The 25,013-nt window shown below is 45.0% G+C and carries 22 protein-coding genes and 1 tRNA gene; 11 read left to right on the plus strand and 12 right to left on the minus strand.

What is annotated here, in order from left to right; all coding sequences use genetic code 11:
- Positions 1 to 62 precede the first annotated feature (62 nt).
- The 4 genes from JRG66_RS06525 to JRG66_RS06540 form a co-directional block, all read right to left on the minus strand.
- Positions 63 to 1,004 (minus strand): ribose-phosphate pyrophosphokinase, encoded by a 942-nt coding sequence (locus JRG66_RS06525; protein WP_265165063.1) that lies wholly within the window; start codon positions 1,002 to 1,004, stop codon positions 63 to 65.
- A 177-nt stretch (positions 1,005 to 1,181) separates the two neighbouring features.
- Positions 1,182 to 2,438, minus strand: coding sequence for a porin family protein (locus tag JRG66_RS06530; RefSeq protein WP_265165064.1), 1,257 nt, complete (start codon positions 2,436 to 2,438; stop codon positions 1,182 to 1,184).
- 2 nt (positions 2,439 to 2,440) lie between these two features.
- The gene (locus JRG66_RS06535; protein WP_265165065.1) at positions 2,441 to 2,983 is read right to left on the minus strand and encodes an RNA polymerase sigma factor; all 543 of its coding nucleotides are present in this window, start codon (positions 2,981 to 2,983) and stop codon (positions 2,441 to 2,443) included.
- A 33-nt stretch (positions 2,984 to 3,016) separates the two neighbouring features.
- A complete protein-coding gene (locus JRG66_RS06540; protein WP_265165066.1) occupies positions 3,017 to 3,475 on the minus strand; it encodes a hypothetical protein in 459 nt (152 codons plus the stop codon).
- A gap of 273 nt (positions 3,476 to 3,748) precedes the next feature.
- On the opposite strand from JRG66_RS06540, the gene JRG66_RS06545 reads away from it, so the two are divergent.
- The 4 genes from JRG66_RS06545 (at position 3,749) to JRG66_RS06560 (ending at position 6,668) form a co-directional block, all read left to right on the plus strand.
- Positions 3,749 to 3,830: transfer RNA gene (locus JRG66_RS06545), tRNA-Leu, on the plus strand.
- Positions 3,831 to 3,939: 109 nt separating this feature from the next.
- Positions 3,940 to 4,527 (plus strand): HupE/UreJ family protein, encoded by a 588-nt coding sequence (locus tag JRG66_RS06550; protein WP_265165067.1) that lies wholly within the window; start codon positions 3,940 to 3,942, stop codon positions 4,525 to 4,527.
- A 108-nt stretch (positions 4,528 to 4,635) separates the two neighbouring features.
- On the plus strand, positions 4,636 to 5,067 hold the full coding sequence (locus JRG66_RS06555; RefSeq protein WP_265165068.1) for a deoxycytidylate deaminase: 432 nt from the start codon (positions 4,636 to 4,638) through the stop codon (positions 5,065 to 5,067).
- Complete coding sequence (locus tag JRG66_RS06560) at positions 5,064 to 6,668, plus strand: S41 family peptidase (RefSeq protein ID WP_265165070.1); 1,605 nt, start codon at positions 5,064 to 5,066, stop codon at positions 6,666 to 6,668. The genes JRG66_RS06555 and JRG66_RS06560 overlap by 4 nt, the downstream gene beginning before the upstream one ends.
- Before the next feature lies 1 nt (position 6,669).
- Here the strand turns inward: JRG66_RS06560 and JRG66_RS06565 are convergent, their stop codons facing one another.
- Genes JRG66_RS06565 through JRG66_RS06575 form a run of 3 tightly spaced genes read right to left on the minus strand, consistent with a single transcriptional unit; the run spans position 6,670 to position 8,047 of the window.
- Positions 6,670 to 7,278 carry an FAD-dependent oxidoreductase gene (locus tag JRG66_RS06565; RefSeq protein ID WP_265165072.1) on the minus strand — a complete coding sequence of 203 codons (609 nt, stop codon included), beginning with the start codon at positions 7,276 to 7,278 and terminating at the stop codon, positions 6,670 to 6,672.
- Positions 7,278 to 7,475: a hypothetical protein gene (locus JRG66_RS06570; protein WP_265165074.1), complete on the minus strand. Its 198-nt coding sequence runs from the start codon at positions 7,473 to 7,475 to the stop codon at positions 7,278 to 7,280. The genes JRG66_RS06565 and JRG66_RS06570 overlap by 1 nt, the downstream gene beginning before the upstream one ends.
- On the minus strand, positions 7,472 to 8,047 hold the full coding sequence (locus JRG66_RS06575) for a MarC family protein (protein WP_265165075.1): 576 nt from the start codon (positions 8,045 to 8,047) through the stop codon (positions 7,472 to 7,474). The genes JRG66_RS06570 and JRG66_RS06575 overlap by 4 nt, the downstream gene beginning before the upstream one ends.
- 116 nt (positions 8,048 to 8,163) lie before the next feature.
- On the opposite strand from JRG66_RS06575, the gene JRG66_RS06580 reads away from it, so the two are divergent.
- The 6 genes from JRG66_RS06580 to JRG66_RS06605 all read left to right on the plus strand — a co-directional run bounded on the left by JRG66_RS06580 (position 8,164) and on the right by JRG66_RS06605 (position 16,562).
- Positions 8,164 to 8,742 (plus strand): DUF3109 family protein, encoded by a 579-nt coding sequence (locus JRG66_RS06580; RefSeq protein ID WP_265165076.1) that lies wholly within the window; start codon positions 8,164 to 8,166, stop codon positions 8,740 to 8,742.
- 292 nt (positions 8,743 to 9,034) lie between these two features.
- Positions 9,035 to 9,865, plus strand: a complete 831-nt coding sequence (locus JRG66_RS06585) for a DUF4412 domain-containing protein (protein ID WP_265165077.1) — start codon at positions 9,035 to 9,037, stop codon at positions 9,863 to 9,865.
- A 61-nt stretch (positions 9,866 to 9,926) separates the two neighbouring features.
- Positions 9,927 to 11,006, plus strand: a complete 1,080-nt coding sequence (locus JRG66_RS06590) for a Gfo/Idh/MocA family protein (RefSeq protein ID WP_265165078.1) — start codon at positions 9,927 to 9,929, stop codon at positions 11,004 to 11,006.
- A gap of 255 nt (positions 11,007 to 11,261) precedes the next feature.
- The gene (locus JRG66_RS06595; protein ID WP_265165079.1) at positions 11,262 to 12,224 is read left to right on the plus strand and encodes a ribonucleotide-diphosphate reductase subunit beta; all 963 of its coding nucleotides are present in this window, start codon (positions 11,262 to 11,264) and stop codon (positions 12,222 to 12,224) included.
- 112 nt (positions 12,225 to 12,336) lie between these two features.
- Positions 12,337 to 13,677: a deoxyguanosinetriphosphate triphosphohydrolase gene (locus JRG66_RS06600; RefSeq protein ID WP_265165411.1), complete on the plus strand. Its 1,341-nt coding sequence runs from the start codon at positions 12,337 to 12,339 to the stop codon at positions 13,675 to 13,677.
- 53 nt (positions 13,678 to 13,730) lie between these two features.
- Complete coding sequence (locus JRG66_RS06605; RefSeq protein WP_265165080.1) at positions 13,731 to 16,562, plus strand: T9SS type A sorting domain-containing protein; 2,832 nt, start codon at positions 13,731 to 13,733, stop codon at positions 16,560 to 16,562.
- Between the two features lie 3 nt (positions 16,563 to 16,565).
- Here JRG66_RS06605 and JRG66_RS06610 read toward each other — a convergent pair whose 3' ends face one another.
- Positions 16,566 to 17,534 carry a DUF3078 domain-containing protein gene (locus tag JRG66_RS06610; protein WP_265165081.1) on the minus strand — a complete coding sequence of 323 codons (969 nt, stop codon included), beginning with the start codon at positions 17,532 to 17,534 and terminating at the stop codon, positions 16,566 to 16,568.
- Positions 17,534 to 19,321, minus strand: a complete 1,788-nt coding sequence (locus tag JRG66_RS06615) for a 1-deoxy-D-xylulose-5-phosphate synthase (RefSeq protein WP_265165082.1) — start codon at positions 19,319 to 19,321, stop codon at positions 17,534 to 17,536. The genes JRG66_RS06610 and JRG66_RS06615 overlap by 1 nt, the downstream gene beginning before the upstream one ends.
- Positions 19,322 to 19,359: 38 nt before the next feature.
- Here JRG66_RS06615 and JRG66_RS06620 point away from each other — a divergent pair, with 38 nt between their 5' ends.
- Positions 19,360 to 19,809 (plus strand): nucleoside deaminase, encoded by a 450-nt coding sequence (locus JRG66_RS06620; protein WP_265165083.1) that lies wholly within the window; start codon positions 19,360 to 19,362, stop codon positions 19,807 to 19,809.
- A gap of 255 nt (positions 19,810 to 20,064) precedes the next feature.
- Here the strand turns inward: JRG66_RS06620 and JRG66_RS06625 are convergent, their stop codons facing one another.
- From JRG66_RS06625 to JRG66_RS06635, 3 genes are all read right to left on the minus strand, one after another.
- Positions 20,065 to 20,943, minus strand: coding sequence for a glycoside hydrolase family 16 protein (locus tag JRG66_RS06625; RefSeq protein WP_265165084.1), 879 nt, complete (start codon positions 20,941 to 20,943; stop codon positions 20,065 to 20,067).
- Positions 20,944 to 21,000: 57 nt separating this feature from the next.
- Positions 21,001 to 23,274, minus strand: a complete 2,274-nt coding sequence (gene bglX, locus JRG66_RS06630; RefSeq protein ID WP_265165086.1) for a beta-glucosidase BglX — start codon at positions 23,272 to 23,274, stop codon at positions 21,001 to 21,003.
- A 63-nt stretch (positions 23,275 to 23,337) separates the two neighbouring features.
- Entirely contained in the window at positions 23,338 to 25,002 is a 1,665-nt protein-coding gene (locus JRG66_RS06635; protein WP_265165087.1) for a family 16 glycosylhydrolase, read from the minus strand.
- Between the last annotated feature and the right edge of the window lie 11 nt (positions 25,003 to 25,013).

A 25,013-nucleotide genomic window follows, 5' to 3' on the forward strand; every position in this document is an offset into this window, starting at 1 on the left:
TCGGGAATTTAAAATCTTAGAAAGGCTGCCCGTACTTCTAGCTTCTAAAATCTACCTCCTGCTTACATGATGAATTTTGAACTTATCGACCTGTTGTTGTGGACCCGGCTCATCACATCTGCAAACAAATTGGCGCAGGTAACCACGCGTATCTTGTCGCTTTTTCTCTTTAGCGGGATTGAATCGGTAACGATAAGCTCCATCAGTTTTGAGTTCTCAATGCGCTCATAAGCTTCCCCCGAAAGTACAGGGTGCGTACAAATGGCCCGCACGCTAAGGGCACCCCTTTCCATCATCAAATCGGCAGCCTTGCTTAGAGTTCCGGCGGTATCTACCATGTCATCTACAAGCACCACGTTGCGACCTTCAACATTTCCAATCAATTCCATATGGGAGATCACGTTGGCCTTGATCCTTTGTTTGTAACAAATTACCACATCGCTTTCCATAGCTTTTGAATAGGCGTAAGCTCTTTTGGAGCCACCCATATCTGGTGATGCAATAGTGAGGTTTTCGAGGTTGAGGCTTCGCAGGTAGGGCAAAAATACGGTAGACGCAAACAGATGATCTACGGGTTTCTCAAAGAAGCCCTGAATCTGGTCTGCATGCAGGTCCATGGTAATGATTCGGGTAGCCCCGGCAGTTTCGAGCATCTTTGCGATAAGTTTGGCGGCAATAGGCACGCGTGGCTTGTCTTTTCTGTCCTGCCTGGCCCAACCGTAGTAAGGAATTACCGCTGTAATATGCCTTGCCGATGCCCTTTTTGCAGCATCGAGCATCAGTAACAATTCCATAAGGTGGTCAGAACCCGGGTGGGTAGATCCTATAATAAAGACTCTTGATCCTCGTACAGATTCTTCAAAAGAAGGTTGAAATTCGCCATCACTATAAGTAGAAGTGATAACATTCCCCAATTTAGAGCCATAAGATTCGGCTATTTTTTCGGCCAGATCACGGCTTTGATTACAGGAAAAGATTTTTACTGCGGTAGTAACTTCAGGCATGTTGTGTTGTTTGTTGTTGCCCTGCAAATTTAGAAATTAAATTTGTGGGTGGGAACCGGCAAAATTACTTTTTGAGAAATAACGAAAAAGTAAAAAAGGCATAGCCTGAAAAAAAACTTCCTCTCAAAAATGGCATTTTTGAGAGGAAGTTTTGGAATAGATTTAGCTAAGCCCCTGTCAAAACCTGTAACTGAAGCCCGAATACAACCCAAAAAAGTGAGGTTTTTGCCCGTTACTGTCCTTAAAAGTGTTCATTTGAAACTTGAGCACAGGTTCCAGGCTTAATTGCAGCTGTTTGGACAGGTTATAGCCAAGGCCAAGGCCAATATTCGTGGTATAACTGAGTTTATTCATCCGGTTTGCCCCTCCAAGATCGGCCTCTTCGCCGGGAAGGGCCAGTAAAAGGCTGTTTTCTTCGAGAAAAAGCACACTTCCGCCGCCTATAATCCCCAGTGAAAACTGGTCGTCTACCACCAAATATTCAAGTTCAAGGGGAACCTCCAAAAATCCCATTTTTTGATGCAGCGTACCGTTAGAAGGGGAAGCAAGCGTTGTGGCATTCATCATTTTCATGCCATAAGATGAAATTTTGGCCACCTCGTTGAACGAAACCTCCCGGGTATTGTACTCAAGGCTCAGCTTGTTAATGCCGCCCCTAATGTTGATATTTTCAGAAACCGCGTAAGCCACGCTCAGCCCGTAAGAGAAGGTCACCTCCCCCGAAGCTTCTTTTTCTGAAAAGCCTCTGTTCACCACGTTCCCGTTTCCGAAGTTATTAAAATACACGGGGGCCACCCTTGTACTCAGTTTAAATTTCTGCTGAAAATTGTCATTTTTGGAAGCTATTTCAGGCTCTTCCTCTTTAGACAGGTTCAAAGCCGCAGCAAGATCTGCTGAAGCACCCGGCCCCTGAATTTCTTCGGAAGTTTTCTCCTCAGGAACTTCCTGATTTTCAAAAACTTCAGCTACTTCGGCCTCTTCTGTGAGCTGCAACTGCCTATTGGCAATTGCGTAATTTCCTGAAGTATTTTTGCCGGCTTCAGCTTTAACTTCAGGTTTTACTTCAGCAATAATTTTCTGCCTGTCTATAAGCTCATGCTGTATGATCAAGGCCTGCAAAAGGATTTGGGATTGCTGCATCACTTCCCGGAAATTCTCGGAAGCAGTTTCGGGCTCAAAATTGAATTGCCCCGGCTCAAAAACAACCTGCACGCCATTTTCATTTTCAGCAAAATTTGAAGTTGGCGGGTAGAGCATCAAAATGAGAGCGACCAGTGCGGCCACCCCGGCCAGCGGCACCCAAAGCGGGACCAGCCTTCTTTTTGCCTTTTTTGTCGGGAGCTGAGACAGGATATTTTCCCAGGAACCTTCGGGCGGAGGCATTTTTGCCCCCTCAAAGCGACGCCGGTAAATTTTGTCTATGTCCTTCTCCATTTTCATATAGATTTAAGGAAATTCCCCCGGTTGTGACGCTTTATGCTCTCTCGTAACTTGTAGCGGGCACGCGCGAGGTTTGATTTTGAAGTCCCTTCAGAAATCCCCAACATTTTAGCGATCTCCTTGTGAGAATGTTCTTCCATTACGTAAAGGTTAAAGACGAGCCGGTAGGCTTCGGGCAGTTCCTGGATTATTTTGATCAGGAAATCCAGTGACAGGTTCTGGTCATCAAGCTCCTCTTCAGCTTCTTCAGAAATTTCGCCGGTAATGCTAAGGTGGAGCCCGTTCTTTTTGCTCTTTTTGATGGCGGTGTTAATGACCAGTCGCGTCATCCAGCCTTCAAAACTGCCTCTTCCGCTAAACTGGTCAATTTTCTGAAAAATTTTCACAAAGCTATCCTGCAACAGGTCTTTTGCCTGCTCGTAATTCCCCGAATATTTAAGGCAGAGCACGAAGAGCTGTTCCGAATATTTTCGGTAAAGCTCCTCCTGCGCCTTTCTATCCTGTTGTTTACAAAGCCGAACTAGTTCCTTTAGACCCACAGGAAATTTATGTTGGTTCTTTAATGTTCAAATTTATTCCTGGGGAGTTGCAGGCTCTTCTTCGCCAACCGGCACAACTACCTCATCATAGACGCTTTCGCCATCTACATCAACCCCTGTCCAAAGATAAAAAGTGTAAGGTTGATCACTGTCAACTCTCATGGAAAAAGAACCTTCAACCTCAAGATCATCTTCTTCTAGGTTACAGGTAGTTTGATTTGCAGGGCGCGAAGCCACTCCTCCTACATAAATTTTCCTTCTTTCCGCTTCTCCACTCCCTTCTCTCATTGCCTGTACACCAATTCCTGTATGGCAGGCATCTGGAAGCAGGTAGGTGATCTTGATATCGTAGAGTTTGTCTTTTTCAAAAAACTCGGGAAGTGTGGTGTCAACTACTTCAGCCAAAACCTGTACAGTTCCGGGACCGTCGTCATCAACGTCACAAGCGGTTAACGATAAAGCTGCAATGAATAAGAAAAGAAATTTTTTCATGTTTTTTGTTTTAAATTGTTATTTACCCTTATGACCTTCATTTTCTAAAAGGTTGCGTATTATTTTCAAAAAATATTCCTGGTCACAATTTTAAGAGCATATTTTCGATGTTGTTTCTGTGCGTTCTTTCTGAAAAAAGAAAAAACCTGCTCCCAAAACGGCATTTTAAAGTAGCTGGCTGTTCAGTTTTGACCGATGCAGTTTTATGCCTGCAACTTTTTTACCAGAAATCTATTTGCTTAACACAAAAATTATTATTTTTGCCTCCCGTTTGCCTTGGTGGCGGAATTGGTAGACGCGCTGGATTCAAAATCCAGTTTCTTCGGAAGTGTGGGTTCGATTCCCACCCAAGGTACAAAAGCTCATCTCAGGATGGGCTTTTTTTATTGTAATTACGTTCTATTGATGCACCGGCTTTGCCCATCTTGGGCAGAAATCGTATTTTCGGCGCTTATCTTTATCTTATGTCGCAATTCTGGTTGTATTTTCAGTTAGGTCTGGAACATGTTCTGGACTGGAATGCTTATGATCATATCCTCTTTCTCATCGTTCTTGTCGCCTCTTTTTCTTTTCTCACCTGGAAAAAGGTGTTCTGGCTGGTGACCATATTTACCCTGGGACACATGCTTTCCCTCTTTCTCTCGGTGTACAAAATCGTGCTGGTAAACACCACGCTGGTTGAATTTTTGATCCCGGTAACCATCCTGGCCACTGCAATTTTCAACATGATCAACTCAAAGAAGAAAGAGAACAAGAACAACGTGAGCCTGCTTTATTTTAGCACGGCTTTCTTCGGAATTATTCACGGCCTGGGTTTTTCTTCATATTTCAAAATGATTGCTTCGGGGAGCGACAGCCTTTTTCTGCCTTTGCTCGAATTTGCGCTGGGCATTGAAGCCGCCCAGATCATCGTTGTACTGGCTGTGCTCCTGCTAAGCTTCCTGTTCCAGAATGTGCTGCAGGTATCGAGGCGAGACTGGATCTTGGTAGTTTCGGCAATCGTAATAGGAATTATACTTCCTATACTGAAGGAAAATTATCTGGCACTTTAAAATTTAACTTCTTTCTATTCATTTAATTCCTGCCATGCAATAAATTAGTAAAGCCCAAAGTTTCAGCAGCTTAAAAAGCTTCCTATATTGCAGGCGTATTTTACAACTATGCAAAAAATAAAGCAGCTTAAGTTTGACCGGGCTTATTTAAGGATCGCCAGGGAATGGGGTAAACTTTCTCACTGTAACCGCAAACAGGTTGGCGCGCTTATTGTGAAGGATAGAATGATAATTTCTGACGGGTATAACGGCACCCCCACCGGTTTCGAAAATCCGTGTGAAGACGATGAAGGCTACACCAAGTGGTACGTTTTGCACGCCGAAGCCAACGCCATTTTAAAGGTGGCCGGCAGTACCCAGTCCTGCAAAGGGGCAACACTGTACATCACGATGTCCCCCTGCAAGGAATGCAGTAAGCTCATACACCAGTCGGGCATTACCCGTTTGGTTTATAACATAGACTACAAAGACAACTCGGGGCTCGATTTTTTAAAGAAAGCCGGGGTCGAGATAGAACAAATAACAAAACTTGAGGGTTGAGAAACAGCAATAAAAAATATTTACCATTACTACTGGGCTTTGCCTGTGCCATTGGAGTGTTACTGGGCGCCGCTCTCGATTTTTCCAGCTACAATTCGGGCGCCTTCTTAAAACCGAACCAGAAAAAGGAAAAACTGGCGCGGCTTATAGACTACATTGAATACGAATATGTAGACGATGTAGATATGGACAGTATTGTAGATGTTACGGTAAATGAGATCCTCACAGACTTAGATCCGCATTCCGTCTACATTCCGCAGGAAGAATACGTAGACCTAAGTGCCAGTATGAAAGGGGATTTTGTGGGCATTGGGGTGAGTTTCAGGAATATTAACGACACTATTGCAGTTATTCAGACTATTGAAGGCGGGCCAAGTGAAAAAGTGGGCATCAAAGGAGGAGACAGGATCCTTTATGCCAACGGGGAGCCGCTTTTTAATTCCAATATAAACGAAGATTCCATCACCAGTAAATTAAAAGGAGAGGAGAACACGCGGGTTCTTCTTAAAGTACACCGAAAAGGAGTGCCCAACCTGCTCGAGTTTGATGTGAAGCGCGGAAAAGTTGCCCTTAAAAGTGTAGACGCGGCTTATATGTTAACGGAAGATCTTGGCTACATTAAAATTAACCGCTTTGCTGAATCTACCTATGAAGAATTCAAAAGCGGGCTTCTTAAACTGAAGAAAAAAGGGGCTAAAAAGATTGCACTTGACCTGCGCGATAACCCGGGCGGCTATCTCGCCGAAGCTACCAGGATTGTAGATGAGTTCCTACCGCAAGACAAGCTGGTGCTCATCACCAAAAACAAGAAAGGGGCCATAGAGAAGACCTTTGCCACCAAAGAAGGAAATTTTGAAGAAGGAGGACTCTATGTGCTCATCAATGAGAATTCGGCTTCGGCCAGTGAGATTATCGCCGGAGCCCTGCAAGATAACGACAAGGGGACCATTGTAGGCCGAAGGTCTTACGGAAAAGGCCTTGTTCAGCGGGAAATGGCTTTGGGCGACGGCAGCGCCGTGAGACTTACCATAGCCCGGTATTACACCCCCACCGGGAGATCTATTCAGCGCCCCTACTCCAATGGCAGCGAAGAGTATTTCGCCGATTACCTTAACCGTTATAAAAACGGCGAACTGGTTAGTGCCGACAGTATACATGTAGCCGATTCCCTGCGATACGTTACACCCGGCGGAAAGGTTGTTTACGGCGGCGGCGGTATCATTCCCGATATTTTTATTCCTAAAGACACTAACTTTGAAAAGCAAAGCCTCAACCTGATGCTTAGAAATGGCTATATGGACAGCTTTATTTTTGAAGTTCTTGAAAAGGACCGGAAATTTTACAACGCCTTAAGTTTTGAAGACTTTATGCAGAAAGAATTGATCACCAAAGCTACTGTTGAAGAATTCAGGGCATTTATGAAGCGGGAGAATTTTGATATGCGCTTCAGGGAATACGTTCCCACCCTTAAGCTCTACCTGAAAGCGGCTATGGCCCAGCAATTATTTGGCAGCACCGCCTTTGAGCAGATCCTCAATGAAGAAGATCCTGCAGTAGAGAAAGTTATAGAACTTTCTACCGCCCGAAAATTTAAAAATTAAGCTAGTTGATCTTATCGTGCACTTTGGTGTGCTCCCCTCCATTCCAGAGAGTGAGGATATCGGTTGCTACTGCCGCACCACTGCCGCAGGCAATCGCATACTGGCTCCTGTGACCTGCCAGGCTTCCTGCCACATATAAACCCGAGCGCACCAGGTGATCGTCGTTGAACAGCTGTATCCTCTCTTTTGAAGTTTTTGCTTTCTTATGCGGAATGATATACTGGTCAAGCCCTTCTATAGTAAAAGGCCGGGCATAACCTGTAGCGATCACCACAGTTTTAGAGAAGTAAGAGTTTTTATTTGTAGAAATTTCGAACTTACCTTCCAAAAATGCTATTTTCAACACCTTTTCTTTCTGAATAATTTCCACTTCCGGATAAAGCCTTTCAAGCTGTTCAAGCCCTGAAGAAAGAATGTCTTTACCGGCAGTACCCGAAGGGATTCCCAGAACATTGTTTAACCGGGCACTTGAAAGATGCGAAGCCCGCTGATGTGCTATAAGACCCACTTTTTTACCGGCGGCAAAGTCTTTCGATAACCCAGAACCCAAAACAAGGGCACAGGAAAGGCCTGCAGCCCCACCCCCTATGATAAGCGCATCAAACACCATTACTCGCCACTCTTCTTTGCAATGGCCCGTGACATGAGAAGAATGACCATGAGAACCACCACAATACTTGAGGCAAGTATGCCTATAAGCGCAGTTTTACTATCCCCCGAAAAGGCATTTTCAAGATCTAAAAAAGTCGCATTGTATATAATAAGGCCCACGGCCAGTACGATTAAAATGTAGATGAGGGCTTTCATAGGAAAAGGCTCTTAATATTTGTAGCGAAAAGTTTTACGGCAATTGCCAAAAGAATGACCCCAAAGATCTTCCGGATCACGCTTATGCCCTGTTTCCCCAGGAAGTTTTCAATTCTACCCGAAGATTTAAGGACGATATATACAAAAATAGTATTTATAACAATGGCAGCAATAATATTAACAGTAGCATACTCGGCACGCAGGGAAAGTATTGAGGTCATGGTACCGGCACCCGCAATTAGCGGGAACGCCAGGGGCACCACTGCCGAAGTTTCAGGCGCATCATCTTTGTAAAGCTGAATTCCCAAAATCATTTCGAGGGCCAGGAAGAACAGGATAAATGCCCCTGCCACTGCAAATGAATTCACATCTATACCTATCAGGTTCAGGATCTCTTTCCCTAAAAACAGAAAAGCAATCATCAAAATTGCGGCAACTATGGTCGCTTTTTCACTCTGAATGTGTCCCGCTTTCTTCCGAAGATCAATAATTATAGGAATACTCCCAATAATATCAATCACCGCAAAAAGGATCATACTGGCGCTGGCTATTTCCCTGAAGTTTAATTCCATATTCAAAAACTAGCTCGCAAAAGTACTCTGAATTGACAGAAAATACGAATTATACCGCGAAAATTTTAACAGGATCACCCCTGAAGTTAAGTGCCTGAAAAAATTATCTTTGCAGCATGTTTCAGCTTGGAAAAACTATAGTATCTGAAGAAATCCTGAAAAAGGATTTTGTGTGTAACCTTTCGGCCTGTAAAGGAGCCTGTTGTATCGCCGGAGATGCGGGCGCACCTTTGGAAGAGGCCGAAACCCACATCCTGGAAGACATTTATCCACTCGTTAAACCTTATCTTCGAAAAGAAGGCATTGCAGCCATTGAAAAGCAGGGCACCTCAGTTATTGGCGAAGATGGTGAATACGAGACCCCGCTTATAGATGGGGCCGATTGTGCTTATGTCACTTTCGATAAAAAAGGCACGGCCCTTTGCGGAATTGAAGAAGCTTACAACCAGGGGGATATTAAATGGAAAAAACCCGTTTCCTGCCACCTCTACCCGGTACGCACACAGGATTATTCCGAGTTTTCTGCCGTGAACTATCACCACTGGTACATTTGCGACGATGCCTGCACTTTGGGAAAAGAACTTCAGGTGCCTGTATACAGGTTCGTAAAGGAAGCTCTTATCAGAAAATACGGTGAAGACTGGTACGCTGAACTTGAAAAAGTAGCCGAAAACCTGAAAGAACAGGAAAAATAGGTTCTTAAGGAGAATAAACTTCAGCCCTGGAGAAAGCTGGTTTTTGAAATAATCCCATTCATCTAAAGAATGGCACCGGCACTTTGCGCTTTCCTGCCATCTGCAGGCATTTTCAGCTCAACAAAGTCAAACCCCATATACCTGCCTGAAAATAAATGGCTTAGACTTTGACCGCATAAGGATTTTTTTTATTTTCGTAATTCGTTCTGCCACTTTTACTTCCCTCAGGCAGAGCCCTTTTCCCCGTTTTTAATTTTTTTTACAGCCTGTAATCACTTAAAAACATAGCATTATGAAAAGATTCATCCATTTAATTCTTGCAATTATCTTCATGGCCGGCACCACCACAGCTGAAGCCCAGTTTTTCAAAAAGCTTAAAAAGAAGGTAGAAGAAAAAGTTGAAGACGCAGCAATAAAAAACGTGTCTGACAAAGCCGCTAAAGAAACCAATAAGTCTTTAGACAACCTTTGGGCAAAACAACTCGAGACCTCCAATTATTCCATGGGAATGAACATGGTTGACCCTTCAGAAATTCCCGACAGCTATAATTTTGACTGGAAATATACCCTCCAGATGAACACTTCGGAAGGAACAATGGATATGGTATATCACATTAAGGAGAATGCTCCATATGTAGGGATAAAAATCCCGCAGGCAGAGAATATGCTTAGCGTACTCGATAATAAAAGGAATATGACCGTGCTCTACATGAATTCTGAAGGCAACAAAATGGTGATGGCCACCCGTTTTGATGTTTCTGAAGAAAATATGGAGGCAGACACACCTTATGATGAAATGAAGTTTGAAAAGATTGGCAAAAAGACCATTTTGGGATATGAATGCCAGGGCTATAGTTCCGAAAATGATGAAAATGTCTTTACATTTTACGTGACCGATGAGACCGGACTCAGTTTTAGCGATTTCTTTCAGAAAAACCAGAAAAACATCCCTGAAGGCCTGGACGCCGACTGGATTAAAGACGGAAAGGGGTTAATGATGGAAATGCAGATGAAAGACAAGAAAAATCCTGAAAAAAATGTGAGCATGCTATGCACGGGGATTGAGAAACAAGCCTTTTCCATTAACACTTCAGACTACCAAAGTATGGGCGGAGGCAGATAAAATAATCTCATTCCCAGATATTTCTTCTGTTTTTGCTAAATTGAAGTGGTAAATAAGATATATGAAAAACAGAAGAACATTCATCAAAACGTCCGGGCTTTTTCTTGCATCCAGCTTTTTGCCCGTCACCACATTTTTAGGGTCTACCCGAAAGAAAAAACTCGGAGTTGCCCTCGTGGGCCTGGGCGGCTACAGCACCCATCAACTGGCTCCTGCCCTGCAGGAAACCCAATACTGTGAGCTACGCGGCATTGTAACCGGCAGCCCCGAGAAGATCCCGCGCTGGCAGGAAAAATACAACATCCCCGATGCTAATGTTTACAATTACGACACTATGCACCAAATTGCCAATAATGACGATATTGATGTAATTTACATTGTGCTGCCCAACTCCATGCATGCCGAATACACGATTAAAGCTGCCAATGCCGGCAAACACGTATGGTGTGAAAAACCAATGGCCATGAATGCCGAAGAGTGCCGCCAAATGATAGAAGCCTGCGAAAAGAACAAAGTCAAACTCGCCATAGGCTACCGGCTTCAGCATGAAAAGAACAACCGCATCATGATGAAATGGGCCGAAACCACGCCTTACGGGCCCATGCAGGAAGTAAAAGCCGCAGCCGGTTTCTACAACAGCAATCCCGGCTGGCGTGCAGAAAAGGAAATGGGCGGCGGCGCCATGTACGACATGGGCGTTTACCCGCTAAACACATCCCGTTACACAGTAGGCAGGGAGCCTATTGCTGTTTCGGCGAAAAGCCACACCACCCGCGACCAGCTTTTTAAGGAGGTTGATGAAAGCATGGAGTTCACCCTCGAATTTCCCGACGGAATTGTGGCCAACTGCCGCACCAGTTTCGGGGAAAACATGAACAACCTGGAAGTGACCTGCAGCAATGGCTCGTACTACCTGCAACCTTTCCAGACGTACACCGGCGTAAAAGGAGGCACCAGCGACGGTAAAATCCTTGAGCCGTTCGGGAAGAACCAGCAGGCCGTGCAGATGGACGACGATGCGCTGGCAATACTCCATGACAAGCCCATGATGGTGCCCGGGGAAGAAGGTTTGAAGGATATTGTTGTTCTTGAAAAAATCTTTGCATCGGCAGCAAAAAATGGGCAAAGGCTGAAAATATAAGCTTCCAAAAATGCCATTTTTGACATCTGTTTCTGAAGAACTTCAGGAAGACCTTTTTTTGCTTCTTCGGAAAATTTAAAGGGCTAATGAACTAGCTCACAAAAGCATATACTGAAGCCGTTTTTCTGACTTCCGCAGAAGAATACTTGTATTATTAAAAAAAAATGTTAAAAATATTTCTGAAGCTGTAAGAAAACTCTTTACTTTAAGTTCAAATTTGACAGCGCTCAAAAAGAGCCGTCCAAATTCACTTTTATGGCTAGCTTAGAACCCATTTTACAGGAAAACAAAGACAGATTCGTGATTTTTCCGGTGAAGCATCACGACATTTGGGACTGGTATAAAAAAATGGAAGCCAATTTCTGGACTGCAGAAGAAATTGACCTGCAGCAGGATCTGAACCACTGGAACACTAATTTGGGTACCGGTGAAAGAAATTTCATCAAACATATACTTGCCTTTTTTGCCACTTCACATGCAGTTCTAAGGGAGAACCTGGCCAAAAACTTCGTGAATGAAGTTCAATACCCCGAAGCCAGGTCCTTCTACGGATTTCAAATAAGCAGGGAGAATATCCATTTTGAAACTTACTCCCTGCTTATAAACACCTACATCAAAGATGAACAGGAAAAAACCGCCTTTTTTAAAGCTTCCGCCCATCAGAAGAAAAATATGTGGGCGCAAAAATGGGGAAAATCCAGTTCTTTTGCCGAAAGGCTAATTGCTTTTGCAGCGATTGAAAAAATCTTCTTTTCAGGGGCTTTTTGTTCCATCTTTTGGCTTGGGAAGCAGGGACTCCTGCCTGGCCTTTACCTCGCCAGCCAACTTGTGGCAAGGGATAAAGGTGTTCAATCAGGTTTTGGGGCCCACCTGCACAACAAGCATCTGGTGAACAGGCTGCCAAAAGAGCGTAGAAGGGAGATTATTCTTGAAGCCCACAACCTGGAACGAGAATTCATTACAGCAAGCTTCCCCAATGAGCTTATGGGAATGAAGTGCGAATCACTACTTCATTACCTCGAGTCTGATACCGACCAACTACTGCTTCAGCTGGAATGCACAAAAGAATTCGGAACAGAAGACCCGTTAAGTCCTATGGATCCAGATAGCCTTCAGGAGAAAACCCATTTCTTAGAAAAAAGAGTGGGAGCGTTCAAAAATGCGGGTACCACAAACAAAGAACCTGAACCCTTCCGCAGCAAAAATCAGGAATCCTGAAGTTTTTCAGGATAATTACGCGATTTAAACCTGAAATTAGAAAAGCAAGCAGTTGCGGGAACCGCCTGCTTTTTTGCTATTTTTGAGGCTTCAGGAAAAAACTTCGAACATGATGAACTGGGAGCAGCTGCTTTCGCTTAAAAAAGCAGGAGACACGAACAAAAGATTACGAAAAGAACAAAATGCGACCCGCTTAGGATTTGAAGTAGATTATGACCGCATCATATTTTCTTCGGCTTTTAGAAGTTTACAGGATAAAACGCAGGTAATCCCGCTTTCAAAGACAGATTTTGTACATACGCGGCTCACCCACAGCCTTGAAGTATCGGTAGTGGGGCGTTCCCTGGGGCGCCTGGCCGGGCAAAAGATCCTGGAGAAACACCCGCAGCTGGAAAAGACCCATGGCTACCAGATGAACGATTTTGGGGCCATTGTTGCCGCTGCCGCCCTGGCGCACGATATTGGGAATCCGCCTTTTGGGCATTCGGGGGAAAAGGCCATTGGAGAATACTTCAGCAATGGCAATGGGAGGCGTTTCCGGGAGTTGCTTACTGCTGAAGAATATGAAGACCTTACCAAATTTGAAGGAAATGCCAACGGTTTCAAGATCTTAACGGAAGACAAACCCGGTATACCTGGGGGCATCAGGCTTTCTTATGCCACTTTGGGAGCTTTTATAAAATATCCGAAGGAATCCCTTCCGCATAAACCCACCGCACGCATAGCCGATAAGAAGTTCGGGATATTTCAGTCTGAAAAAGCCTTTTTTGAAGAGGTAGCCAATGAACTGGGACTTATTTCCAGCGGCAGCGGCAAAAACCTGAGCTACTACAGGCACCCCCTCGCTTTTCTTGTTGAAGCGGCCGATGATATTTGCTACACGATCATTGATTTTGAAGACGGCATCAACCTGGGGCTCATCCAGGAAGAATATGCGCTGGAGTACCTCATCAACCTGGTGAAAGATTCTATCATCACAAAAAAGTACCACAACCTGCAAACCCGCGCCGACAGGCTGAGTTACCTAAGGGCCCTGGCCATTAATACGCTGCTCACCGAGGCTGTGGAAATTTTTATGGACAACGAGGAGGCCATCCTAAAAGGGGAATTTCACGAAGCCCTTTTTGACAGGAGTAAATACGAAGCCCAGATCACTGATATCATTAAAATTAGTATTGATAAAATTTACCAGAGCGAAGAAGTGATTAGCAAGGAAATTGCTGGTTACCAAATGCTTTCTCATTTGCTGGACACTTACACCGCCGCCTTACTGCCCGAAAACGGGAAACAGACAAATTACAACAAACTCGTTCTAAAATTAATTCCCGAAGCCCATCATTTTGAAGACCTTGGGGTGTACGACAAGCTTATCAAGATTTGCAGTTATATTTCTTCATTAACAGACAGTAAAATAGTGTCGTTGTTCAAAAAATTCAAAGGCCTTAAAATTTAATTTTTTGTAATTTGCAGAATAGCTTTCTTCGGAAGTCATTTACCTTTCCCTTTATGAATAAACGATTACTTTTTGTACTTCCGGTCGTTCTGTTTGCTGCCGTTTTTGGACTTTACCTGGGTTGTGAGAACACTGCACCTTCTGAAATTTCAGAATTAAGAGAAAGGCATGAGCATTTTCTGAAGCAGAACAAGCCCACCAAAGATAAAGGCTTCTCACGTCTTGAAAAGATCAAAAAAGGCCTGCCCCCAAAGAAATATTACGAGGAAATGGAGTACCTCACCATGAATCCTGCTTTGGGATATCCGGAACCTCATAAAGTAAGGGCGCTGCATGAGCAGCTTCAAAAACAAAGGCAAAGCAGGAGTTTTGTCAAAGCTCCGGGAGACAATGAGCAGCACCCATGGATCTCCCGCGGCCCCAACAATGTGGGAGGCCGTACAAGGGTTTTGCTCTTTGACCCAAATGATGCCTCGGGCAACCGGGTGTTTGCCGGTGCCATAAGCGGCGGGCTGTGGGTCAATGACAATATTACCCGTGAATCTTCTCCCTGGAAGCAGGTAGAAGGCTTGCCGGCCAATTTGAATATATCGTGCCTCACGGTAGACCCACGGAATCCTGATATCTGGTATGCAGGTACAGGAGAACAATATACCGGCGGAGACGTAGTGGGAACGGGCGTTTACAAAACTACAGATGCAGGCCAGACCTGGAGTAAAGTGCTTGATGTAGAAGAGTTTTCAGAAACAGGAAGCGGCACCAACATTCGGGCCATTGGAGGCGTTTACTACATCAATGACATAGAAGCCTGGGATAATGGCAGCAGCACCGAAGTCTTTATTGGCGTCTCCACCCATCTGTATGCCAATGCACAAAATCCGCAGAATTTGCTGGGCTTTTTTGAAAGGGGGCTTTACCAAAGTAAAGACGAAGGGGCTTCCTGGAACAAGGTCCTTGAAGAGGAGTCTTTTAACGACTTTGAAACAGATGCAGCAGGGAATGTATGGGTTTCAACTACCTATTCGCCGGGCGAGGAGAATTCTTTTGGCGGAAAGATCTTCAGGCGCGAAAAAGAGGCAAATACGAGCTGGTCTCTGGTGACCACCATTCCCAATGTTTACCGCACCGAAATAGAAGCTTCAGCCATAAATCCTGAAAAATTTTACATTCTTGCTGAAGACCAGTATGAAGAAGCCTCGCTTTGGGTGACCACAAATGCTTTTCAGAATATTTCCCGGCTGAATGAACCCAACGATGCCGATCTTGATATTCCTCCAGATGATTTTGCCCGCGGACAGGCATTTTACAACCTGATGATTGAATCTGATCCTACCAACGATGATATTGTCTACGTTGGCGGAATAGACCTCTTCAGGTCAACAACAGGGGGAAATTCATGGGAACAGATCTCTAAATGGTCTAATAATGACAACCTTGATGAGTTGCCTGTTTCGGAAGTTCACGCAGACCATCATGTGATGAGGTTTAAACCCGGCAATACCAACCAGGCGATCTTTGGGCATGACGGCGGGGTTTCTTTTGCCAGCGATCTTTCAGCAGCAAGCACTTCGAAAGTATTCATCACTCCCGAAACCGACTATATCACCACACAATTCTACTCTGTTGCCGTGGCGCCTGCTTCCTTTGCAACCGGAGATTACTTTTTGGGGGGCACCCAGGATAACGGCACCCTCTTGATTGAAAGAGGAAACCCCACTTCTATAGGAATTTTGGGTGGCGATGGTGCACATTCCTTTTTTGACCAGGTAGACACAAAGTACCTCATCGCAAACCTGGTATATAACGACCTTATCATTCTTTACAGTTACGACAAAGAGGGTTTTGCACTTATAGCCAACAATGAGGACAGGGACGGGTTCTTTATAAATCCGCAGGCCCTAGATTCCAATCTGGATGTGCTGTTCTCCAATGGGCCAGAAGGCGTGCTTTACAGGTATGATAAGCTTACCCGACTTCCGCTTCTTGACGATGACGGCATTCAACAGGACTCTCCCGTTGCACCAAGAGTTTCGCTTAAAAATGGCATTTTAGACAGTTCAATAAGTGCCCTCACGGTTTCCCCTTTTTCAACCCAAAGCAGTACGGTGCTGCTGGGGCTTACCAACTCCAAACTCCTTAAAGTGGAGAATGCCCACGGCGCTCCCGAAAATGCCACCTGGAAAGAGATCACCGGACCCGGATTCATTGGAAGTATTTCGGATGTGGAATACGGTGAAACTGAAGATGAAATTTACGTAAGCTTTTACAATTACGGGGTAAAAAGTATATGGTATACTTCAAATGCCGGTGCAGCTAAGCCCACCTGGACAAGTAAGGAAGGCAACCTTCCCGATCTTCCCGTACTTTCCATTCTTCACAACCCGATTAACGAAGACGAGGTAATTATTGGCACTGAACTCGGAGTTTGGGCCACCGAAAATTTCACCAGCAGCCAACCCGTCTGGGCACAGTCTTATAATGGAATGAGCGACGTGAAAGTGACCGACCTGGATCTCAAAAAGGGCAATAATGTTGTCTATGCTGCGTCTTACGGGCGCGGGATCTTTTCAGGTCAATTCAAAACGGCCAAAGAAGAAGCTGAGGAACGCGGAGAAGTTGTAGTTGAAGAGAACCTGATTGTGGTAGATCCCACTGTTTCTGGCGGAAATTTTCAGATTGTATCGGGAGAGGACATAGCAGATATGGAAGCTTACGTCTACAATCTTCAGGGTAAACTGATCCAGGTTGTAAAGCAGCCCCTTACAGCCAATGAACCCATTGATGTTAATCTTGTGACTGAAGCTTCAGGAGTATACCTGTTTAAGATCACGGGTGCCGGAAAAACACAGGTTCAGAAAGTAATTAAAGTTAAGGACCTGGAGTAACTGTTAAAAAGAATACACCACTCCCACTCCCAGTAACTGCTTGAACTGGACTTTTGGGCCGCCGGTCTCGAGTTCCCCATCGCCGTCTAGATCCTGCTTGAACTTTACGTCATCGTCATATTTTAGATGAGAGCCCACGTTGGCCTTTACGTAATCGTTCACCTGCAGGTCGAGATTGAGTTCCCAGTCAACATCTATATTTCCGAACTGGTTGAGATAATCGGAATATAAGCGCAGACTGTTATTGAGGTCTATATTGTCAAAGATCTTCTTCGAAAATGCACTGCTCACCAGGAAGCCCAGCTGCGTTCTCACTTTTTCCCCTTCGTCAATGATATTTCCCTCCTCATCTCTCACAGCCGGCGAAACCCCGAACATCCCTTCATTTGCCAGCCGTTGGTCTAACACAAAAGTCGATTTTTGGGTAACCGGAGAGATATACACGGTAAGGTCTTCTTTTGGGGAAGAATATTCACTTCCTACCCCTACAAAAGCATAACCCGGGGCCATAAATTTAGAAATTGGGGTCTCGGTGTTGGGATACCTGTACCCGAAAGAGAGCTGCGTGTTAAATGTAAATTTAGCCGAATAATACCAATTGGAAACCGAATCTCGCCGGTACCCGAAATTGGAGTTGATCTCTAGGTTATCTTCTGTCTTTCGAAGTTCCCTGCCTTCCTGCGCGTTAAATCCATATTTTACTGCAAGGGTCGAATTCCAGTTTAAAAGTTCTTTCTGGTATTTCCTTCCGAAGAGTCCGTGGAGCAGGGCAGAAAAAGAATTGTTACCACCCGAGTTCCAGTTGATAAAAGCTACTTCATTCAGGTTCACCCCAACTTTATTGGTATTTTTCCAGTAGTTGATCTTTTCATTTACCACTTGAGTGGTATCAACAGCTGTGGTATCTCTTTCGGTACTAAAGCCCAGCAGGCTAAACAGTAAAAACGGGAGGCTAATGAGGAACTTGTGCATTATTTTAATTTTCTGAGCAGGCCGCTAAGACATGCCTTAATACTTTCAACGTCAATTTTTGATTTTTCTTGTAATTCTTCCACTTTTCCGTGGTCTGTAAATTGATCGGGCAGGCCCAGGGCGGTAATTGGGAGCTGATGATCGTGCTGCTGGGCAAATTCCATCACCGCCGATCCTGCCCCGCCTTTAATTACGCCGTCTTCTACAGTAACTAGCATTTTATAGCCAGCCATGATCTCGTGCAGCAGCCCTTCGTCTAAAGGTTTTACAAACCGCATATCAAAGTGACCGATGGCTTCAGGTTCTCCCAGGTCGTGCAGTACTTTTTCAACATTTTTACCAATAGAGCCAAAGCTAAGCACGGCAATAGCACTTCCTTCCTTCAGCTTTCTAGCTTTTCCGAAGCCAATCTCTTCAAATGGCAACTTCCAGTCTTCTACAAAACCCCTGCCTCTTGGGTAACGTATGGCCAGGGGGTGGTTCAACTTCCCGGTTTGGGCAGTGTACAGCATATTTCTAAGCTCCACCTCATCAAGAGGTGCAAAGATCATCATATTAGGGATACAGCGCAAATAAGCAATATCAAAACTACCGTGATGAGTAGCGCCATCTTCGCCTACGAGCCCTGCCCTGTCAAGACAAAATACTACCGGCAAATCCTGGATCGCCACATCATGTATCACCTGATCGTAAGCCCGCTGGAGAAAAGTGGAATAAATAGCACAATAGACCACAAAACCCTGGGTGGCCATCCCGGCGGCAAGAGTCACGGCATGCTGCTCGGCAATTCCCACGTCAAAAGCCCTGTTTGGAAAAGCCTGCATCATGTATTTGAGCGAACTGCCTGTTGGCATGGCGGGGGTAATTCCAATGATCTTTTCGTTCTTTTCGGCAAGCTCCACCAGGCTTAATCCAAACACATCCTGAAATTTGAGCGGCAGCTTACTGGCATCATAAGGCAGCAACTCCCCGGTTTCAGGAAAGAATTTACCCGGGGCGTGATATTTCACCTGGTCTTCTTCAGCTTTTTTCAGGCCTTTCCCTTTAGTGGTGATCACATGAAGAAACTTGGGGCCTTTTATTTTCTTAAGCACTTCAAAAGTTTCCAAAAGGCTTTTTAGGTCGTGCCCGTCTACCGGGCCAAAATATTTAAAGTTGAGCGCTTCCACGATATTATCCTGCTTCGGCTTATAGCCAACCCGCGCTTTTGTGAGATAATTCTTTAAAGCTCCCACACTGGGGTCAATTCCAATGGCATTGTCGTTGAGAACGATCAAAAGGTTAGCATTGGTTACCCCGGCATGGTTCAAACCTTCAAAAGCCATCCCGCTGGCGATAGAAGCATCGCCTATCACGGCAATATGCTGCTTCTCATTATCGCCTTTTAAACCCGAAGCCAGTGCCATGCCCAATGCGGCCGAAATTGAGGTGGATGAATGCCCCACCCCAAAAGTGTCATATTCGCTTTCGCTTCTTTTTGGAAAGCCGCTGATGCCGTTAAGCTGCCTGTTTGTATGAAAATTCTCTCTTCTGCCGGTAATGATCTTGTGCCCGTAAGCCTGGTGCCCCACATCCCATACCAGCAGGTCTTCTGGTGTATCAAAAACGTAATGCAGGGCCAGCGTAAGTTCTACAACCCCAAGGCTGGCGCCCAGGTGGCCTTCTTTGGAAGCAACGATCTCAATAATGAATTTCCGCAATTCTGCGGCCAGCTGCGGAAGCTTTTCAGGAGCAATTTTCCGAAGATCTGCAGGAGAATTAACGGTATCGAGAATAGTTTTTGCCATAAAAAACAAAGGTACATTTTGAAATCGTATTTTTGAATATGCAATTAGTTTTTGACGACGTTTATTTTATGCGGAAAGCCCTTGAAGAGGCGCAGCAGGCTTACGAAAAAGGGGAAATTCCCGTTGGGGTTGTGATTGTGGCCCAGGAAAGGATCATTGCCCGCGGACACAATCTCACCGAACTGCTGAACGATGTAACGGCCCACGCCGAAATGCAGGCCATCACCTCGGCTGCGAATTTTTTAGGCGGAAAATACCTGCTCGACTGTACCATGTACGTGACTCTGGAACCCTGCCAAATGTGTGCCGGCGCCCTTTACTGGAGCCAGATATCAAATTTAATTTTTGCTGCTTCCGATCCTGAGAGGGGCTACAGAAGCATGGGTGCAAAACTCCACCCAAAAACAAAGGTCAAAAGTGGCATTTTAGAAGAGGAAGCTTCGCAGCTCCTGAAGCGGTTTTTTATTGAAAGAAGGAATTTGAATTAGAGGAAAGAGCCAAGAAACAAGAGCCAAAAATTAAGATTTAATTATTACTGTGTAGCTCTGGGGCCTTTACTCCGGGCGTCCTACCCTTAATGCCGCTCCTCCGGAGCTCTTTGCAGCATCAATTTAAGAGGACAGAACCAGGAGACACGACTGTAGAAGGTAACCCTTTCAAAGTTTTAAATCCTGAAAGAATTAAAAAAAGATCCTCTTCAAAAATGCCATTTTTGAAGAGGATCTCTGGCTAACTCAACCTGCTTACTTCGTGATCAAGACCCAATCGATAAGCACTTCGGCTTTACCCGATTTTATCAGTTCTACGGTAGATGAAGGCAGTCCGTTGTAAGGTTCTTCCACTCCGTTGGTCTTATAGGGATATGCGCCACCCAGCGCCAGATTCAGAATAAGGTATTTTGGGTTGTCAAAAGCCCATTTTCCGTAGTGTTCTACCATGGGTTTGGTCACCCTGTAGATCAACCGGCCGTCAACTTTGAAATCGAAACCTTCGGGAGTCCAGTCTACAGCATACACATGCCAGCCGGTAACATCTTCCCCTTCGGGAAAAAAGTATTTGTTCACCAGCGGGGTTTCGCCTGAATATCCGGGGCCGTGAAGGGCCACCCCAATCCAGTCTGTTTCACCCACATATTCCATGATGTCAATTTCACCAGTTTCGGGCCAGTTGCCCCCACCAAGGGCCCAAAAAGCCGGCCAGTAACCCGCGCCTTTTGGCAACTTCATCCTGGCAGCTGCCGTACCATAGGTGAACATCACTTTATCCCGGGTGTTGATCCTTCCGGAGATAAAATCGAAATTATTGCCTTTATAGTTGATATAATTCGGGCTATAATGGGCTTTGAGAACCAGCGCATCTTCAACTCCCCCTGCTTTGGCACCTTTTACGGTAAAAACAGTGGCCGAAGAATCAATGTAGATTTGCTGTTCATTGTTCACCCAAAAGTCGGTGCCCTGCACATTCCATTTTTGGCGGTCGAGGCTGGTTTCAGCAAAATCGTCAAAGAAAAGTGTGTCTTTTTGAACTTTTGCACCTGCCTGCTGTGCAAAAAGATTCCCTCCTGCAGAGATCATTACTCCCAGAAGAATATTTTTTAAATTTTTTGTGTATATCTTTTTCATTCTTAATGTAGGGTTCAAAAATGGTTTTCAAAAAGGTCATTTTTGAAAACCATTTTGTTAGTTGAGTCGGAAGCTTTCAGTTTTAAGGTCCCTGGAATTACCACCTATCATCACCTGGAATTCTCCAGGTTCTGCAGCCCATTCTTTATTGGCATTGTAAAATTTCAGCAATTCGTTTGATATGGTAAAGCTCACCTGTTTTGTCTCTCCCGGTTGCAGTTCTACCAGTTCAAAACCTTTCAATTCTTTAACCGGCCTGGTAGTACTGGCCACCATGTCTCTGAGATACAGCTGCACCACCTCTTTCCCGGCTTTTTTTCCGGTGTTGGTAACAGGCACGGTGACCGTTAATGACTCCTGCGGATTCATTTCTTCTGAAGAAAGTTCTAAATCGCCATATTCAAAAGTGGTGTAACTAAGGCCGTAACCAAAGGGGTACAGGGCTGTTTTCTCTTCATCGGTATAGGCTGAATAAGTAACATCTGTAGGATTGGAAGGGCGACCGGTATTTTTCTGGTTGTAATACAGCGGCTCCTGGCCCACAGCTCTTGGGAATGACACCGGAAGTTTAGCTGAAGGATTGTATTTTCCGAAGAGCACATCGGCAATGGCGTTACCGCTTTCGGTACCCAGTTGCCATGCCACCACAATCGCGGGAATATTCTGGGCGGCCCAGGAAATCTCTAAAGGACGGCCATTTTGGAGTACCAGCACCACATTTTTGTTCACCTTGTAAACTTCCTGCATAAGTTCCTGCTGCACGCCCGCCAGGCCAATATTCACCTGACTTCTGCCTTCGCCGCTTTGAAACGCATCTTCACCAAGGGCAAGGACCACTAAATCGGCTTTTTTTGCAGCATCAATAGCGGCTTTAAATCCGGATTTGTCGGTAGTATTGATCTTAAGAGGCTTCAGGAAGGAGCGTTCTCCCATACCGAGATCGGCTCCCTTAGCGTAGGTGATCTTCACATTGTTACCCACAGCGCTTTTCAAACCTTCGAGTATGGAAACTGCGGAATTCGCTTCTCCCTGGGCTCTCCAGTTACCAATGGGCGTGTCTTTATCGTTCGCCAGCGGACCTATAACAGCGATATTTTTTACTGAAGAGGCTATAGGCAATAGGTTTTTATCATTTTTGAGGAGTACAATTGACTTTTTTGCCACATCTCTTGCCACAGCCCTATGCTCCTTCAGGTTGAGCTGTTGAGCCATTTGAGGATTGGAATAGCGGTAGGGATCTTCAAAAAGCCCCAGTTTGAATTTCACCCGAAGAATCCTTTTAACAGCAGCGTCAATTAGTGCTTCATCAACTTTTCCGGAGGTAACCAGTTGAACAAGTCCGTTTTCATAGGCCCCACCTTCCATATCCATGTCACTTCCGGCTTTTACCGCGATTTCGGCGGCGTGGGTAAGATCTTCAGCAAAACCGTGGTTTATCATTTCGGCAATTGAGCCCCAGTCGGAAACTATGAACCCGTTCCAGTCCCAGTCACCTTTAAGGATTTCTCTCTGGAGCATTTCACTTCCGGTTGCGGGGGTACCGTCAAGATCGTTAAAAGAGTTCATGAAAGTAGCAACCCCTGCAGCCGCAGCAGCCTTAAAAGGAGGTAAGATGGTATTGTGGAGTTCGTTATCGCCTACGTGAACGGTGTTGTAATCACGGCCTGCTTCAGCAAAACCATAACCGGCAAAGTGCTTGGCAGTGGCGGCGATAGTTGCAGGATTGGAAAGATCTTCGCCCTGGTAGCCTTTAATCTTTGCTTCGGCCACACGGGAGGTGAGAAAGGGATCTTCCCCGGAACCTTCCATTATGCGCCCCCAACGGGCGTCACGGGAAATGTCTATCATAGGCGCGAAAGTCCAGTTTACGCCATCGGCCGCTGCTTCGAGGGCAGAGATACGGGCAGTTTCTTTCATCGCCTCCAGGTCCCAGCTTGCAGTTTCGCCAAGCGGAACAGGGAAGATGGTCTTGTAACCATGAATGACATCATAGCCAAACATGAGCGGAATCTTGATCCTGGAATTTTCCATGACCAGCTTTTGGGCCTCCCGGGTGGCTTCTACCGAAAGAACGTTGAGCATGGAACCCACAAGGCCCTTTTTTAGCTGTTCTTCCCGGTACTGGTTTTGATTTCCGCTGGCAGGGCCGGTAAGGTCCCAGGTCCCGCTATACTGCACCATTTGCCCCACTTTTTCTTCAAGGGTCATGATGGAGAGAAGGGAGTCGATTTTTGTTTCTACGTTTTCAACAGAGCTTTTGATTCCGGAGTTTTGGGCAGATGCCATAGAGATCCAGAAAAGGCTAAAGAAAACTATATTTATTTTTTTCATTTTGGTAATTAAATTCCAGGGGGCGAAAGATCCCCCTGGATATGATTAAAGAAGTGGCTAAAATTATTCTTCTGCCTGAAACACCTTGATGTAATCTATGATCAAGGAAGATTCTGAAAAAGCAGGATCTATTTCCCCTCCGAAATTTCCTCCCATAGCTACATTCAGGATAAGGAAGAAGTCCTGGTTAAATGGAGAGTCTGCAGAATTTTCATAAGTATGGTAAACTTCATTGTCTACAAGAAATACTATTCTTTCTGGGCTCCACTCCACGGTGTAGAGGTGAAATTCACTACTCACTCCTTCAACCGTGGTGGTACCACCATCGGCATTACCGCCGGAACGCCCAGCGTAATGAAGTGTTCCGTGAATTGTATTCTGGTCATTCCCCACGTGTTCCATGATATCGATCTCACCACTGTCTGGCCAGCCTACTTCATTAAAATTCGATCCCAACATCCATATTGCCGGCCAGGTGCCGGCACCTTCGGGTAATTTAGCTCTGGCTTCTACCCTACCGTATTTAAATTCGAAATTATCTTTTGTTGTGATCCTGGAAGAAGTGTAATTAAAACCATTGGATGCTTCTGCTTTGGCTGTGATAACCAGGTTTCCATCAACCACTTCGGCATTCTCTGTGGTATAGTATTGTTTTTCCTGATTTCCCCAGCCATTTTCTCCATTTCCTGTTTCAAAATTCCAAATGCTGGTATCCAAAGATCCAGATTCGAAATCCTGTTCCCAAATGAGTTTGTTATATTCAGTTTCGAAATCTTCCGGCTCCTGAGCTCCTTCTTCTTCAGAAGTAAGGACAAACCACCAGTCAAATTCTCCATTACCATCGGTAGATTTAAGCATCAATTCATTGGCAACAGAGCGATCAAATATTTCATAGGTATGATCGCCACCAATGTAGTAGCCAATAAATCCGGTTCCGGTCAGGTTAAGGGTTTCTACACCACCGGGTGCTGAGATCGTCCAGTTCTCGGTATAATCTGTATATGGAATATTTAATACATCTGCTCCATCTACAGTACAACCATCTTCTTCACTACATGACGCACCTAATTGATCTACCAGGTTTATCCTTCCAAATACAGTTCCGGTTGGATCTTGGGTTGGATCGTCATTTGTTGCATCAACGATGTGGGTGAATGTTCCATCTGCATTGAAGATATAACGATCATCATACATGCCGGTTCCAGCTTTACTATCAGGCGGGGCACTGTACCATTCTACAGGAGTTGTTCCTCCTACGGGGCCTAATCCGAAATGACCTGGGGCAGAGGCTTTAATACGCCATTCTTTACCTATTAATTTTTCAATTAATTCGGCCGGTGGCTCATAGGTTACGAGTACTTCTACTTCCACAGGGGTTGAAGTGGCAGTACCACCGGGACCATAGGCTACAACAGTAACTGTGTGTACGTTAGTTCCAATTTTAGAAAATTGGTGGGTGTAAGTACCATTTGATGCAGTTCCCGAACTTCCATTTTCAAATATGTACTTGTAAGTCATAGCTCCATCTGCAGATGCATTAAACACTACTTCCCCAGAACCGTCTCCATGCGGCATATCTGTGCTTTGTCCCACAACCTCTGTAGAAACACTAAGGTTTTTTGGGCTTGTGAGCTCTCCGAATTCGAAATCTTCTTCAGCACAACCCACTGCAAGAACAGAGAGAAGAAGGATGAAGAATATGTTCTTTATTTTTAAATTATTTTTCATGTTTCTTCTGT

Source organism: Salinimicrobium tongyeongense, assembly GCF_026109735.1.
GTDB classification, from domain to species: domain Bacteria; phylum Bacteroidota; class Bacteroidia; order Flavobacteriales; family Flavobacteriaceae; genus Salinimicrobium; species Salinimicrobium tongyeongense.